The sequence below is a fragment of the Pseudomonas lijiangensis genome (assembly GCF_018968705.1).
Classification (GTDB): domain Bacteria; phylum Pseudomonadota; class Gammaproteobacteria; order Pseudomonadales; family Pseudomonadaceae; genus Aquipseudomonas; species Aquipseudomonas lijiangensis.
Map to the genome: position 1 here is coordinate 488,804 of NZ_CP076668.1, position 15,169 is coordinate 503,972.

At 59.0% G+C, this 15,169-nt stretch carries 12 protein-coding genes and 2 pseudogenes; 9 read left to right on the plus strand and 5 right to left on the minus strand.

Going from position 1 to position 15,169, the window contains the following annotated elements:
• Positions 1-327 precede the first annotated feature (327 nt).
• Positions 328-1,431, plus strand: coding sequence for a choline metabolism transcriptional regulator GbdR (gbdR, locus tag KQP88_RS02195; protein WP_117167214.1), 1,104 nt, complete (start codon positions 328-330; stop codon positions 1,429-1,431).
• 148 nt (positions 1,432-1,579) lie between these two features.
• Here the strand turns inward: gbdR and KQP88_RS02200 are convergent, their stop codons facing one another.
• The 3 genes and pseudogenes from KQP88_RS02200 to KQP88_RS25495 form a co-directional block, all read right to left on the minus strand.
• Entirely contained in the window at positions 1,580-2,509 is a 930-nt protein-coding gene (locus KQP88_RS02200; protein WP_216703852.1) for an IS110 family transposase, read from the minus strand.
• A gap of 278 nt (positions 2,510-2,787) precedes the next feature.
• A pseudogene (locus KQP88_RS02205) lies at positions 2,788-3,873 on the minus strand (methyl-accepting chemotaxis protein); the annotation flags it as partial.
• 45 nt (positions 3,874-3,918) lie between these two features.
• Positions 3,919-4,608, minus strand: a pseudogene (locus tag KQP88_RS25495) (MCP four helix bundle domain-containing protein); the annotation flags it as partial.
• Positions 4,609-4,792: 184 nt separating this feature from the next.
• On the opposite strand from KQP88_RS25495, the gene KQP88_RS02210 reads away from it, so the two are divergent.
• The gene (locus KQP88_RS02210) at positions 4,793-5,026 is read left to right on the plus strand and encodes a hypothetical protein (RefSeq protein ID WP_216704733.1); all 234 of its coding nucleotides are present in this window, start codon (positions 4,793-4,795) and stop codon (positions 5,024-5,026) included.
• Positions 5,023-5,325, plus strand: a complete 303-nt coding sequence (locus tag KQP88_RS02215; protein WP_216704734.1) for a cell division protein ZapA — start codon at positions 5,023-5,025, stop codon at positions 5,323-5,325. The genes KQP88_RS02210 and KQP88_RS02215 overlap by 4 nt, the downstream gene beginning before the upstream one ends.
• A gap of 55 nt (positions 5,326-5,380) precedes the next feature.
• Here the strand turns inward: KQP88_RS02215 and KQP88_RS02220 are convergent, their stop codons facing one another.
• Positions 5,381-6,421 carry a threonine aldolase family protein gene (locus tag KQP88_RS02220; protein WP_216704735.1) on the minus strand — a complete coding sequence of 347 codons (1,041 nt, stop codon included), beginning with the start codon at positions 6,419-6,421 and terminating at the stop codon, positions 5,381-5,383.
• Between the two features lie 103 nt (positions 6,422-6,524).
• On the opposite strand from KQP88_RS02220, the gene KQP88_RS02225 reads away from it, so the two are divergent.
• The gene (locus KQP88_RS02225) at positions 6,525-7,268 is read left to right on the plus strand and encodes a TraX family protein (protein WP_216704736.1); all 744 of its coding nucleotides are present in this window, start codon (positions 6,525-6,527) and stop codon (positions 7,266-7,268) included.
• 251 nt (positions 7,269-7,519) lie between these two features.
• Entirely contained in the window at positions 7,520-8,734 is a 1,215-nt protein-coding gene (gene alaC / locus KQP88_RS02230) for an alanine transaminase (protein WP_200993910.1), read from the plus strand.
• A 48-nt stretch (positions 8,735-8,782) separates the two neighbouring features.
• Here the strand turns inward: alaC and KQP88_RS02235 are convergent, their stop codons facing one another.
• Positions 8,783-8,986 (minus strand): hypothetical protein, encoded by a 204-nt coding sequence (locus tag KQP88_RS02235; RefSeq protein WP_200993909.1) that lies wholly within the window; start codon positions 8,984-8,986, stop codon positions 8,783-8,785.
• Between the two features lie 299 nt (positions 8,987-9,285).
• On the opposite strand from KQP88_RS02235, the gene glyA reads away from it, so the two are divergent.
• The 4 genes from glyA to KQP88_RS02255 are packed head-to-tail and all read left to right on the plus strand — an operon-like array spanning position 9,286 to position 15,137.
• Positions 9,286-10,539, plus strand: coding sequence for a serine hydroxymethyltransferase (gene glyA, locus KQP88_RS02240; RefSeq protein WP_200993908.1), 1,254 nt, complete (start codon positions 9,286-9,288; stop codon positions 10,537-10,539).
• Positions 10,540-10,556: 17 nt separating this feature from the next.
• Positions 10,557-11,807, plus strand: a complete 1,251-nt coding sequence (locus tag KQP88_RS02245) for a sarcosine oxidase subunit beta family protein (RefSeq protein ID WP_025258201.1) — start codon at positions 10,557-10,559, stop codon at positions 11,805-11,807.
• Between the two features lie 16 nt (positions 11,808-11,823).
• Positions 11,824-12,120, plus strand: coding sequence for a sarcosine oxidase subunit delta (locus tag KQP88_RS02250; RefSeq protein ID WP_025258202.1), 297 nt, complete (start codon positions 11,824-11,826; stop codon positions 12,118-12,120).
• The gene (locus KQP88_RS02255) at positions 12,117-15,137 is read left to right on the plus strand and encodes a sarcosine oxidase subunit alpha (protein ID WP_216704737.1); all 3,021 of its coding nucleotides are present in this window, start codon (positions 12,117-12,119) and stop codon (positions 15,135-15,137) included. The genes KQP88_RS02250 and KQP88_RS02255 overlap by 4 nt, the downstream gene beginning before the upstream one ends.
• The last annotated feature ends 32 nt before the right edge of the window (positions 15,138-15,169 follow it).

Consider the following 15,169-nt stretch of genomic DNA (forward strand, 5'->3'; position numbering starts at 1 on the left):
CTTTTAGCGCGAAAAAAATCGGTTATGGCGCCGTGCTATTGCCCTGTGCGATGAGTGACACCGTTGGGCAACATCATCCGTTCCCGTTTCCCGAAAGTGCTACCGAACTGCTCACGCTTCCTTGTCGTGCGTGGCTTGCACGTCGTAATTGGATACGCCGGTCGCACCTGAATAGACGCATCACGACGTCGCTTTCAGGGGTTATTGAATGGCTATTCAGTTTTCGGCATGGGATTTGCGATGGGGTTGGAAGGCCATGCATGAAGCAAGGCTACTAAGAAGAGCCTCGCCTGAGGCCAACTAACGCCAAGAGTGAGGAGATACGTGATGACTTCGTTCAATGCAGGGGCACAACCCCAGAACCGCGCGCCACAGTCCATCGGCTTTCTGCTGCTGGACAACTTCACCCTGATCTCACTCGCATCGGCGGTCGAACCCCTGCGCATGGCCAATCAGCTTTCCGGTCGTGAACTCTATCGCTGGACCACTCTGAGTGTGGACGGCAACCAGGTCTGGGCCAGTGATGGTCTGCAGATCACTCCGGATGCCGCCATGCAAAAGGCACCGGCACTGGACACCATCATTGTCTGCGGCGGCGTTGGTATTCAGCGCACCGTTACCCGTGAACACGTGAGCTGGCTGCAAAGCCAGGCTCGCCAGTCCCGTCGTCTGGGCGCTGTATGCACCGGCAGCTGGGCTCTGGCCTGTGCAGGTCTGCTCGATGGTTTCGATTGCAGTGTTCACTGGGAATGTCTGGCGGCGATGCAGGAAGCCTTTCCGCGTGTGTCCATGAGTACTCGCCTGTTCACCCTGGACCGCAACCGTTTCACCAGTTCCGGTGGCACCGCGCCGCTGGACATGATGCTGCACCTGATCAGCCGTGATCATGGCCGTGAACTGTCGGCAGCGATTTCCGAGATGTTCGTCTACGAGCGTATTCGTAACGAGCAGGATCACCAGCGCGTTCCACTCAAGCACATGCTGGGCACCAATCAGCCCAAATTGCAGGAAATCGTGGCCTTGATGGAAGCCAACCTCGAGGAGCCGATCGACCTCGATGAGCTGGCGGTTTACGTGTCGGTTTCCCGCAGGCAGCTGGAGCGACTGTTCCAGAAATACCTGCATTGTTCGCCGTCGCGTTATTACCTCAAGCTGCGCCTGATCCGTGCCCGGCAACTGCTCAAGCAGACACCCATGTCGATCATTGAAGTGGCATCGGTCTGCGGCTTCGTATCGACGCCACATTTCTCCAAGTGCTACCGCGAATACTTCGGTATCCCGCCACGCGACGAGCGTGTGGGTTCAAACACCGCGCAGCAGGTTGCCATGATGCCAATCCCGCAGGCTCTGGTACTGGCTCCGTTGTCCGGCCCGATGTCGGCATTGAGTCAGGCGCGTAACGAATCGACGTTTGCGAGTGTGCGGTTGTAAGGCTTTTTCGCGAATGAATTCGCTCCCACAGGTCTGAGCAACTGGCCTGGTGGGAGCCAACTGTCTTTCATCGCTCCCCGATGAACGGGCATTTTCATGATGTCATCGCGGATAGATTCCGCGATGGCGGGCAACGCCCGCCCCCCATTCAAACCACCTGATCACGCCATGGTGTTCCGTCGCGCGCCATGGCGTTCAGGCGAATCAGCAACACCCGCATGCAGGCCACCAGGGCCACTTTCGCGCACTTGCCTTTGGCACGCAGCCTCGCATAACGCTCCTTGAAATCGGAGTTGTAGCGCACCATCCCCAGCGCACACATGTAGGCCGCACGGCGTAGTTTCGACCGCCCACCGTAGATCTGCCGCTTACCGGTCTTGGTACCGCTGTCGTTGTTGTACGGCGCCACGCCGGCCAAGGCAGCGATTTGTCCACGGCTCAGGTCGCCCAGCTCGGGCAGGTAGCAGAAGAGGCTGGCGATTGTCACGGCCCCCACGCCCTTTACAGCCTCTAGCCGTTGCAGCAGTTCTGAGTCGACCCGGCGGGTTTGTGCAGCGACAAGCTGATCCACCGACTTGATCTGCACTTTAAGGCTGGCCTCCAACGCGAGGTAGATTTCCACCACGCAGGGCAGTACGGCCTGTTTGATACGGCGCCGGTTGTCATCGCGTTGTTGAAGCAGGTTGCTACGCAAGTTGACCAGTTCAAGCAGGACTTCGCGTTCCTCGTCAGGCTTGGCGAAACCCTTTTCCTCCAGGCTGGAGGCGAACATGGCCAGCATTTGCGCGTCGATCGGGTCCGTCTTGGCGCGCTTGCCCATGGCCAGCGCGAACTGGCGTGAGCGGACAGGGTTGATACGCTGGACCTTGAACCCGGCATTAGCCAGCAGCTTTACCGACAGTCTCTCGTAACCCCCGGTGGCCTCAACAAGAACACGTTCAACCTGATGGGCGCTGAGGTACTCAGCGATGCTGGCGAGACCTTCTTCGGTGTTAGGCACGCAGAGATCATCTGCTTTGGGAAACAGTGCAACCTGCAGCGTGGCCTTGGAAACATCAATTCCGGCATAGGCGGACATGAGTAAAACCTCTAGGATAAAGAGTGAGAGGCGCTTTGGCCTGGCTCACGCTTGTTGTTCGAGGTCGGACTCAGTCAACTGTTCGAGCTTTGAGCCAAAGCGGGAAGAGTGGATGGCAGCTTGGCTCCCACACGTGCTCTGGGCACCGCGAATGGTCAGCTTGCCATCCACCCCTCTCACCCCAGACATTACCCTGATCAAAGACACAAGCGAATTTATTCGCGAAGCCCTTAAGCTCCCACAGCCACCTGGTGGGAGCGACTTCAGTCGCGAAGCCCTTACAGGCTAAAACGCGAAACCATGCTGTTCAGGTCCACTGCCAGACGCGACAGCTCGTTGCTGGCTGCTGTGGTCTGGTTGGCGCCTGTGGTGGATTGGGCTGACAGGTCGCGAATGTTCACCAGATTGCGGTCAACTTCCCTTGCGACTTGAGCCTGTTCTTCGGCGGCGCTGGCGATGACCAGATTGCGCTCGTTGATTTCTTCCACCGCCGAGTGAATGGTTTCCAGCGCCAGGCCGGCACCCTTGGCGATGCTCAGAGTCGATTCGGCGCGCTCGGTACTGTTGCGCATCGAGTTCACGGCCTGTTCGGTACCACCCTGAATGCTGCCGATCATGCGTTCGATTTCGCTGGTCGACTGCTGGGTGCGATGGGCCAGGGCACGGACTTCGTCGGCCACTACGGCAAAACCACGTCCGGCTTCACCGGCACGAGCAGCTTCAATGGCAGCGTTGAGGGCCAGCAGGTTGGTCTGGTCGGCAAGGCCGCGAATCACATCCAGCACCTTGCCGATATCGCGGGATTCTTCAGCCAGATTGCTGATGAGTTCAGCCGTGCCTTGAACGTCGGCGCTCATGCGCTCGATGGCATTGACGGTTTCCACTACCAGATCACGACCGTCTCCAGCCGACGAGGTCGCGCTTTTCGAGGCTTCGGAAGTGCTGGTGGCGTTGCGGGCAACTTCTTCAACGGCGCTGGTCATTTCGTTGACCGCAGTGGCAGCCTGTTCGATTTCGTTGTTCTGTTGAGCCAGCCCGCGAGCACTTTCGTCGGTGACCGCGTTCAGCTCTTCTGCTGCCGAAGCCAGTTGGGTGGCCGAGCCGGAAATGCGTTGCAGGGTGTCGCGCAGCTTGCCTTGCATGGTTTGCATGGCCAGCAGCAAACGGCCTGCTTCGTCGTTGCCATCGACTTCGATCGGACGAGTCAGGTTGCCTTCGGCGATGGTTTCGGCTGCATGCAATGCCGCTGAAATCGGGCGGGTAATGCTCTTGGTCAACAGCCAGGCGAACAGAATGGTCAACAGGGTGGCGGCGATCAGCAGGCCGATGACCAGATTGAAGGCCGAAGCATATTCCTTGGCGGCCTGCTTTTTGGTGTCGTTCAACTGTTCAGTGTTGACGTCCACCAGCTTGCCGAGCACGACGTTCATCTGGTCGGAGTTGCTGAGCATTTCGTTATTGAGCAGGTCTTGCAGTTCATCGATCTTGTTGGCCCGGGTCAGGGTTTTCATGCGTTCTTCGAGCTGGCGATATTGCCCGAGCAGCTGCACGTACTGGTTGTAGAGTGCTTGCTCCGTGGGGTCGGCAATCAGCCTTTCATAGATGGCCTGGGCGTCGCCGATCTGCTTGTTGCGCATGGCCAGCAAGTCGATGGTCTTCTGCTGGATATCCGGTTCCCGGTTTACCAGCAGGCGATAGGAAAGCACCCGCAGGCGGATACTCACTTCTGCAAACCGATCCAGGCTTTTGATGCTGGGAACACTGTTCTCGGCCAGGGTTTCGGTTGCCACGCGGATCTTGCTCATCTGCGAAAGAGCGAAAATGCCCAGGATCAGCATGAGGGTGCCGATCACGGCAAACCCGAGAAACGCGCGCGGCGCGATGTTCATATTTCGTAGTGACATGGAGGCTTCCAGAAGTAGGGCGCGTTCCATGCGTCGTATAAAGGAGAAGGCAATTTCGTGATGTTGGCTGCCTATCGGTTCTACGACGAAAGTCTTGAGGGCAGGGCACATACTTTGACGTGTATGAATTTCTGGCGTTTTTTCCAGTAAATGAAAAATTGTCTGCAAATGCTTGAAACCACTGGGTTGTGCCATTTTGGGGTGATAGCACTGTGCTGTTTGCTGCGCGCTTTTGTCGCAGCAGCGGTGTTCTGACGAACCGCAGGAACCCGATGGTCAAAATGTAGTCACATGGCCTCTGAAGCCTTGCTTTGTTCTGGCATGCGTAAAGACTTTTCTTTATCGTGTGCGCCCGTTGAAATTTGCTTGAGAAATCAGAATGTTGGAAACCTCCCTCAGCCAGTTGGAACAGCTTGTCGGTGACCTGGTGCAACAGAACCAGCAACTGCAGGACACAAACGCGCAACTGAGCGCCGAACTTGCCAAAGTCAGGGATGAGAACGACAGCCTGCAGTTGAGCCTGATGGAACAGGAAGAAAAACAAGGCAGTACCGCTGCACGCATTCAGGCTCTGGTCGAACGCGCAACCAGCGCAAGTGCTGTCGGCGCATGAGCTACGACAGAAACGGGGTAACCGTTCTCTCCATCCTGGGTAACGAATATTCGATCAAGGCACCTGCCGGCGAGGACAAGACTCTTCTGCAGGCCGCAGCGATGCTCCAGGCATCCCTTGCCGATACCAAGCGCAAATACCCGACCCTGATCGGTGACCGTCTGCTGGTGCTGGCGGCGCTGAACCTGTGTTCGCAGCAGATCGAGCTTGAGCAGCAGCACAAGGTCGAGCTGGCACGCTATCAGGAGCAGGTCAGCGCGACGGTGGATGTGATTGCCAAGACCATTTCGCAGGGTTGAGTACTTTGTTTCGCGAATGAATTCGCTCCCACAAGCGAATTTGTTCGCGATAACCCTAACCCTGCATCACCAGGCGAATATCGGCCGCCAGTTCCCGCACCCGTGCTTCTTCGGTATCCCAGGAGCACATGAAGCGTGCGCCGCCCTTGCCGATGAAGGTGTAGAAACGCCAGCCCCTGGCGGTCAATGCGGCAATCGCCGGTTCCGAGAGTTGCAGGAACACGCCGTTGGCCTGCACCGGGAACATCAGCTCCACGCCTGGAATATCCTTGACCAGTGCGGCCAGCAGTTGCGCGCAATGGTTGGCATGGCGCGCATGTTTGAGCCAGGCGTCGTTTTCCAGCAGCCCGACCCATGGCGCGGACAGAAAGCGCATTTTCGAAGCCAGTTGCCCGGCCTGCTTGCAGCGATAGTCGAAGTCTTCGGCCAGATCATGGTTGAAGAACAGGATGGCTTCACCCACCGCCATGCCGTTCTTGGTGCCGCCAAAGCACAGCACATCGACGCCCGACTTCCAGGTCAGCTCGGCGGGTGAGCAGTCCAGATAGGCACAGGCATTGGAGAATCGGGCGCCATCCATGTGCAGGTGCAGGCCCAGCTCCTTGCAGGTTGCGCTGATCGCCCGCAGTTCTTCCGGCAGGTAGACACCGCCGACTTCAGTCGCCTGAGTCAGAGTCACGACCCGGGGTTTGGGGTAATGGATATCCTGACGCTTGAGCGCCACTTCACGGATCGATTCAGGCGTCAGCTTGCCGCCAGCGCTGGGGGCTGTCAGCAGTTTGGAGCCGTTGGAGAAGAACTCGGGCGCGCCGCATTCGTCTGTTTCAACGTGGGCAGTTTCCGAACAGATGACACTGTGATAACTCTGGCACAGCGACGATAGCGCCAACGAGTTGGCCGCTGTGCCGTTGAAGGCAAAGAACACTTCGCAATCGGTTTCGAACAGTCGACGGAAATCGTCGGAGGCGCGGGCAGTCCACTGGTCATCGCCATAGGCACGCTGATGCCCCTTGTTCGCCTGTTCCATGGCTGCCCAGGCTTCGGGGCAGATGCCGGAGTAGTTGTCGCTGGCGAACTGTTGGCTTTGGTCTGTCATGGCCGATTCCTTGTGGTCGTTTATGGTGCGCACTTTAGCGAACAATGCCGTGTTGAGTAACGCCATTGTTAATGGTTGAAATGCTTTTATTTTCGGGAGCGACATGGATCTTTCAAACCCGCCCTTTCTGCCGGGACGCGACAAGGCGCTGGATCTGCTCAAATGGCTGGCGATGCTGAGCATGGTGCTCGATCACCTGCGCTATGTGGGCTGGGCGGTCAATGTTCTCTACGTGCCGGGACGTCTGGCCTTTCCCTGGTTTTGCCTGGCGATTGCCGTCAACCTGGCGCGCCGCAGCGCCGCGCTGGTGACGCCCCGGGTGCAGTGGCGTTATCTGGGCTGGGTGTTGGCGTTTGCGGTGTTGTCGGAGATTCCCTATCGACTGTTCATGGCCGATGCCACGACCCTGAATGTCATGCCGACCCTGTTGCTCGGGCTTCTGGTTGCCCAGGGCTGGCGACACCGCAATGTCACGACACGACTCATGGCCATTGTTGCCCTGTTGTTTGCCGCGCTCTTTCAGCAACACCTGATGTTCGGTTTTGCGGGTGTGCTGCTGCCGCTGGTGTTGCTGCTGGTCTTGCAGAAACCGCTCTGGTACGCGGTTTTTCCGGCGGTACTCTGTGTGGCGGCCAATGCCTGGCCGGATATGTTCGCCGGTGCAACGTGGGGTGATCCGATCTCCATTGGTTCGATCATCGCTTGCCTGATCGCGCCGGTCATGGGTATTGCATTGCTGCGCCAGAAGCCGGGGTTTGCGGTCATGCCGATGCGGCGCTGGGCTTATGCGATCTATCCCGGACATTTTCTGGTCTTGCTGGGGCTGCGGGAGTTATTGGCCCTCTGACGCCTGCATAAATTACTTTGTGGGAGGCAGCTTGCTGGCGCACTTCACAGACGCAGAATACCTGTCGTTTTCAGGCCTTTTTCGCCAGCAAGCTGCCTCCCACAAGGTTTGTTTGTGTCTTGAGTGATTGGTATTAATCCCACAGATATCTGTAGACAAAGCGCCATTACTGCACTTATCTTCGCCGCAGGCCGCCTCATGTGGCCAACGTCGCTCGGACGGTTCCGGGCGCTTACGTCTGCGAGATACCCATGGCTGACCAAGGTTTGCCGCGCCGCTTTGCGCGCATAGATCGACTCCCCCCTTACGTGTTCAACATCACTGCCGAGCTGAAAATGGCGGCTCGTCGTCGTGGTGAAGACATTATCGACTTGAGCATGGGCAACCCCGATGGGGCGACGCCACCGCATATCGTCGAAAAGCTGGTCACCGTTGCCCAGCGTGAAGACACCCACGGCTATTCGACCTCACGGGGTATTCCTCGTCTGCGTCGTGCCATTTCCAACTGGTACAAGAAACGCTACGAAGTCGATATCGATCCGGAAAGCGAAGCCATTGTCACCATCGGTTCCAAGGAAGGCCTGGCGCACCTGATGCTCGCCACCCTCGACCAGGGTGACACGGTGCTGGTGCCCAACCCCAGTTACCCGATCCACATCTACGGTGCCGTGATTGCCGGCGCCCAGGTGCGTTCGGTGCCACTGGTGCCAGGTGTGGACTTCTTTGCCGAACTGGAAAAGGCCATTCGCGGCTCGATCCCCAAGCCAAAGATGATGATCCTCGGCTTTCCGTCCAACCCCACCGCCCAGTGCGTGGAGCTGGATTTCTTCGAGCGTGTGGTCGCGCTGGCCAAGCAGTACGACGTACTGGTGATTCACGACCTGGCCTATGCCGACATCGTCTATGACGGCTGGAAGGCTCCGTCGATCATGCAGGTTCCCGGCGCCAAGGACATTGCGGTGGAGTTCTTCACCCTGTCCAAGAGCTACAACATGGCAGGCTGGCGCATCGGCTTCATGGTCGGTAACCCGGAGCTGGTCAGTGCGCTGGCGCGGATCAAGAGCTATCACGACTACGGCACCTTCACGCCCTTGCAGGTGGCCGCGATTGCTGCGCTCGAAGGCGACCAGCAATGCGTGCTCGACATCGCCGAGCAATATCGTCAGCGCCGCAATGTGCTGGTCAAGGGCCTGCACGAGCTGGGCTGGATGGTGGAAAACCCCAAAGCGTCGATGTATGTCTGGGCCAGGATTCCGCCTGCGTATGCGCACCTCGGCTCGCTGGAGTTCGCCAAGAAGTTGCTGGCCGAAGCCAAGGTCTGTGTGTCGCCGGGTATCGGTTTCGGTGAATACGGCGACGACCATGTGCGTTTCGCACTGATTGAAAACCAGGACCGTATCCGTCAGGCCGTGCGTGGCATTCGCGCCATGTTCCGTGCGGATGGCTATGTAAGCAAGAAAGAGTAAAGGGCAAGTGAAAGAGTGCAATCGTCTAGCGATAGCACTCTTTCATACTCAATTGAAAAACAGGTCATACCTGATTTTCAGCGAGCCCCCGTCATCTGTTCTCGATACCCCTTTTCGGGTCAGGCGAAAGGTATCGCCCAGGGCAGGAAGATTCACATGATCGCCAGGGTTGAGAGCTGCAAACTCAAAATCTTCCATGCTGTCGTACACGGCTCCTGATGGTTTGTAGAGGACTACATCGATAAGTGCCATGATCCGTCTCCTTTCCAGATTTAATGGCCTGAACATCTTTATTGCGTCATTAACCTAAGTCCGTCGTTCCAGCCCGTCTACTCGTAGAAATACCAGTTTTTGCTGCCACTGGTCGCAAGCCCTTTGCGTATGAGCCAGTGAATCGATTTGTCTCTCCCCGCCATGCCATGTCGTAAACGCACCTTTGTGTGGCGTCCGTAGGCATTTGGCCGGTTTGCGTCGGCCCTACCATCGCATCCAAAGGGCACTCACAGCCCTGCCGACAAGCCAGGCGCAACGCCGCCGCTGGGAGAACCGCGATGTTCAGCAAGCAAGACCAGATTCAGGGATATGACGATGCACTGTTGTCGGCCATCAACGCCGAGGAGCAGCGTCAGGAAGACCATATCGAGCTGATCGCCTCCGAGAACTACACCAGCAAGCGCGTCATGCAGGCTCAAGGCAGCGGACTGACCAACAAGTATGCTGAAGGTTACCCGGGCAAGCGCTACTACGGTGGCTGCGAGCACGTCGACAAGGTCGAGCAACTGGCAATCGAGCGGGCCAAGCAACTGTTCGGTGCCGATTACGCCAACGTCCAGCCCCATTCCGGCAGCCAGGCCAACGCCGCTGTCTATCTGGCTCTGCTGCAAGCGGGCGATACCGTGCTGGGCATGAGCCTGGCCCATGGCGGTCACCTGACCCACGGTGCCAAGGTGAGTTTCTCCGGTCGCCTCTATAACGCTGTGCAATATGGCATCGACACCAATACCGGGCTGATCGACTACGACGAAGTCGAGCGTATCGCCCTGGAAACCAGGCCGAAGATGATCATCGCCGGTTTCTCGGCCTACTCGAAAACTCTGGATTTCCCGCGCTTCCGTGAAATCGCCGACAAGGTCGGTGCTTACCTGTTCGTCGACATGGCCCACGTGGCCGGACTGGTGGCTGCCGGTTTGTATCCGAACCCGCTGCCTTACGCCGATGTGGTGACCACCACCACCCACAAGACTCTGCGTGGCCCGCGTGGCGGCCTGATCCTGGCCAAAGCCAACGAAGACCTCGAGAAAAAACTCAATTCCGCCGTATTCCCGGGCGGGCAGGGCGGTCCGTTGATGCACGTCATCGCCGCCAAGGCCGTGTGCTTCAAGGAAGCGCTGGAGCCAGGCTTCAAGGCTTATCAACAACAAGTGATCGATAACGCCCAGGCCATGGCGCAGGTGTTTGTGGATCGCGGTTACGACGTGGTGTCCGGCGGTACCGACAACCATCTGTTCCTGGTCAGCCTGATTCGCCAGGGCCTGACCGGCAAGGATGCGGACGCCGCTCTGGGCCGTGCGCATATCACCGTCAACAAGAACTCGGTCCCGAACGACCCGCAATCGCCGTTCGTGACTTCGGGCCTGCGGATCGGCACCCCGGCCGTCACCAGTCGCGGTTTCAAGGTGACCCAATGCACCGAGCTGGCCGGCTGGATCTGCGACATTCTCGACAACCTCGGCGATGCCGATGTCGAGGCCAACGTCGCCAGTCAGGTCGCGGCACTGTGCGCCGATTTCCCGGTTTATCGCTGAGTCAGGAGTAGCCTTTCATGCAGCATTACTCAGGCTTCGGCCTTTTCAAACACTCCCTCAGCCATCATGAAAACTGGCAGCGCATGTGGCGCACGCCGACGCCCAAGAAAGTCTACGACGTCGTGATTGTCGGCGGTGGCGGGCATGGCCTGGCAACGGCCTATTATCTGGCCAAGGAACACGGCGTGAAAAACGTGGCCGTGGTCGAGAAGGGCTGGCTGGGCGGCGGTAACACGGCGCGCAACACCACCATCGTCCGTTCCAACTACCTGTGGGATGAGTCGGCTCATCTCTACGAACACGCGATGAAGCTGTGGGAAGGCCTGTCCCAGGACCTGAACTACAACGTCATGTTTTCCCAGCGCGGCGTCTATAACCTGTGCCACACCCTGCAGGACATGCGCGACTCGGAGCGTCGAGTCAGCGCCAACCGCCTCAACGGTGTGGATGGCGAACTGCTCAATGGCAAGCAGGTTGCCGAAGAGATTCCGTACCTGGACTGCTCGAAAAACACGCGTTACCCGATCATTGGTGCAACGGTCCAGCGCCGTGGCGGCGTTGCCCGTCACGATGCCGTGGCCTGGGGCTTTGCCCGTGCCGCCGATGCCTTGGGTGTGGACCTGATCCAGCAGACCGAAGTGATCGGTTTCCGCAAGGAAAACGGTGTCTGCATCGGCGTCGAAACCAACAAGGGCTTCATCGGCGCCAAGCGTGTCGGTGTGGTGACAGCCGGTAACTCCGGGCACATGGCGAAACTGGCAGGCTTCCGTCTGCCGATCGAATCCCATCCGTTGCAGGCACTGGTGTCCGAGCCGATCAAACCCATCATCGACAGCGTGATCATGTCCAACGCCGTTCACGGCTACATCAGCCAGTCCGACAAGGGCGACCTGGTGATCGGTGCTGGTATCGACGGCTGGGTCGGTTATGGCCAGCGCGGTTCATATCCTGTGATCGAACACACCATCCAGGCCATCGTCGAGATGTTCCCTGTGCTGTCGCGGGTGCGCATGAACCGCCAGTGGGGCGGCATCGTCGACACCACGCCGGACGCCTGCCCGATCATCTCCAAGACACCTGTACCGAACATGTTCTTCAACTGCGGTTGGGGCACCGGTGGATTCAAGGCAACGCCTGGCTCGGGCAACGTATTTGCCGCGAGCCTTGCCAAGGGTGAGATGCACCCGTTGGCCAAGCCTTTCTCCATCGACCGTTTCCACAACGGCGCCCTCATTGATGAACACGGCGCTGCTGCAGTAGCCCACTAAACAGGAGAACACCCTCATGCTGCATATCTTCTGTCCTCACTGTGGCGAACTGCGCTCCGAAGAGGAATTTCACAGCTCTGGCCAGGCGCATATCCCGCGTCCTCTGGACCCGAACGCCTGCACCGACGAAGAGTGGGGCGATTACATGTTCTTCCGTGACAACCCCCGTGGCCTGCATCACGAGTTGTGGATTCACGCCGCCGGTTGCCGCCAGTATTTCAATGCCACCCGCGACACCGTGACCTACGAGATTCTGGAAACCTATCCGATTGGCGCCAAGCCACAGTTCACGGCCAAGGGAGACAAGGCATGAGCCAGACCAACCGACTGCCCCACGGTGGCCGTATCGACCGTAGCAAGGTGCTGAATTTCACCTTCAACGGCCAGTCTTACCAGGGTTTCGAGGGCGATACCCTGGCCGCTGCGTTGCTGGCCAATGGTGTGGATATCATCGGCCGCAGCTTCAAGTATTCCCGTCCTCGCGGCATTTTCGCGGCGGGCTCCGAAGAGCCGAATGCGGTCTTGCAGATCGGCTCTACCGAAGCGACCCAGATCCCCAACGTGCGTGCTACCCAGCAGGCGCTGTATCCGGGGCTGGTGGCGACCAGCACCAACGGCTGGCCGAGCGTTAACAATGACGTGATGGGGATTCTCGGCAAGGTCGGCGGCAAGCTGATGCCACCGGGTTTCTACTACAAAACCTTCATGTACCCGCAATCGTTCTGGATGACTTACGAGAAGTACATCCGCAAGGCAGCCGGTCTTGGCCGCTCGCCGACCGAGAACGATCCGGACAGTTATGATGCGATGAACCAGCACTGCGACGTGCTGATCGTCGGTGCCGGGCCTGCCGGTCTGGCCGCTGCCCTGGCCGCTGCGCGCAGTGGCGCACGGGTGATTCTGGCCGATGAGCAGGAAGAGTTCGGCGGCAGTCTGCTCGACAGCCGCGAAAGCCTCGACGGCAAACCGGCCGCCGAATGGGTCGCTACCGTCATTGCCGAGCTCAAGGGTCTCAAGAACGTGACCCTGCTGCCTCGCGCCACGGTCAACGGCTATCACGACCACAACTTCCTGACCATTCATGAGCGCCTGACCGACCATCTCGGTGATCGCGCCCCGATTGGCATGGTGCGCCAGCGCATGCACCGCGTACGTGCCAAGCGTGTCGTATTGGCCACCGGTACTCACGAGCGCCCGCTGGTCTACGGCAATAACGACGTGCCGGGCAACATGCTGGCCGGTGCCGTTTCTACTTATGTTCGCCGTTATGGCGTGGCTCCGGGCCGCAAGCTGGTGTTGTCTACCAACAACGACCACGCCTATCGCGTTGCTCTGGACTGGATCGATGCCAGCCTGCAAGTGGTAGCCATTGCCGATGCGCGTCACAACCCGCGTGGTCCGCTGGTTGAAGAGGCGCGGGCCAAGGGCATTCGTATCCTGACCTCCAGTGCCGTGATCGAAACCCGTGGCAGCAAGCGCGTGACGGCTGCCCGTGTGGCGGCCATCGACGTCAAGACCCTGAGCGTTACCAGCCCTGGCGAATGGCTTGACTGTGATCTGGTTGCCAGCTCCGGTGGTTACAGCCCGATCGTGCACCTGGCGTCGCACCTGGGCGGCAAGCCGGTCTGGCGTGAAGACATTCTCGGTTTCGTGCCGGGCGAAGCGCCACAGAAACGTGTCTGTGTCGGCGGCGTGAATGGCGTCTACAGCCTGGCCGATACCCTGGCCGACGGCTTTGAAGGTGGTGCTCGGGCTGCCAGCGAGGCCGGTTTCAAGGCAGTGGAAGGCGTCATGCCCAAAGCCCTGAGCCGTGCAGAAGAACCGGCGCTGGCGCTGTTCCATGTGCCCCATGAAAAAGGCACGGCCCGCGCACCCAAGCAGTTCGTCGACCTGCAGAACGATGTCACCGCCGCCGCCATCGAACTGGCGACCCGCGAAGGGTTCGAGTCGGTCGAGCACGTCAAGCGCTACACCGCGCTGGGTTTCGGCACCGATCAGGGCAAGTTGGGCAACGTCAACGGTCTGGCCATTGCTGCCCGTTCGCTGAAGGTTTCCATCCCCGAGATGGGCACCACCATGTTCCGCCCGAACTACACGCCTGTGACCTTCGGCGCCATTGCCGGTCGTCACTGCGGACACATTTTCGAGCCGGTACGCTTTACGGCACTGCATGCCTGGCACATCAAGAACGGTGCCGAGTTTGAAGATGTCGGTCAGTGGAAACGTCCATGGTACTTCCCGAAAAACGGTGAAGACATGCATGCCGCTGTCGCCCGTGAATGCAAGGCCGTGCGCGCAAGCGTCGGTCTGCTGGACGCTTCGACACTGGGCAAGATCGACATTCAAGGCCCGGACGCCCGTGAGTTCCTGAACCGCATCTACACCAACGCCTGGACCAAGCTGGATGTGGGCAAGGCGCGTTATGGCCTGATGTGCAAGGAAGACGGCATGGTCTTCGACGACGGCGTGACCGCCTGCGTCGCTGACAATCACTTCATCATGACGACCACCACTGGCGGCGCGGCCCGTGTGCTGCAATGGCTGGAAATCTATCAGCAGACCGAATGGCCCGACCTGAAGGTGTATTTCACCTCGGTAACCGACCATTACGCGACCCTGACCCTGTCCGGCCCCAACAGCCGCAAGCTGCTCAGCGAAGTGACCGATATCGATCTGGGCCGCGAAGCTTTCCCGTTCATGACCTGGAAAGAAGGCCTGGTGGCTGGCGTGCCGGCACGTGTGTTCCGTATTTCCTTTACGGGCGAGCTGTCCTACGAGGTCAACATCCAGGCTGACTACGCCATGGGTGTTCTGGAAAAGATCGCCGAGGCAGGCAAGAAGTACAACCTGACGCCTTACGGCACCGAGACCATGCACGTGCTGCGGGCCGAGAAGGGTTTCATCATCGTCGGTCAGGACACCGACGGCTCGATGACCCCGGACGACCTGAACATGGGCTGGTGCGTGGGTCGCACCAAACCGTTCTCCTGGATCGGCTGGCGCGGCATGAACCGCGAAGATTGCGTGCGTGAACAACGCAAGCAACTGGTGGGCCTCAAGCCGGTCGACCCGACCAAATGGCTGCCGGAAGGTGCGCAACTGGTCTTCGACACCCAGCAGACGATCCCCATGAACATGGTCGGCCACGTCACCTCCAGCTATGCCCACAACTCGCTGGGTTATTCGTTTGCGATGGGCGTGGTCAAGGGCGGTTTGCAGCGCATGGGCGAGCGGGTCTTTGCACCGCTGGCCGATGGCAGCGTGATCGAAGCCGAAATCGTTTCTTCGGTGTTCTTCGACCCCAAAGGCGATCAGCAGAACGTTGAGTAAACCCACGCACTGTAGGAGCGCGCTTGCCCGCG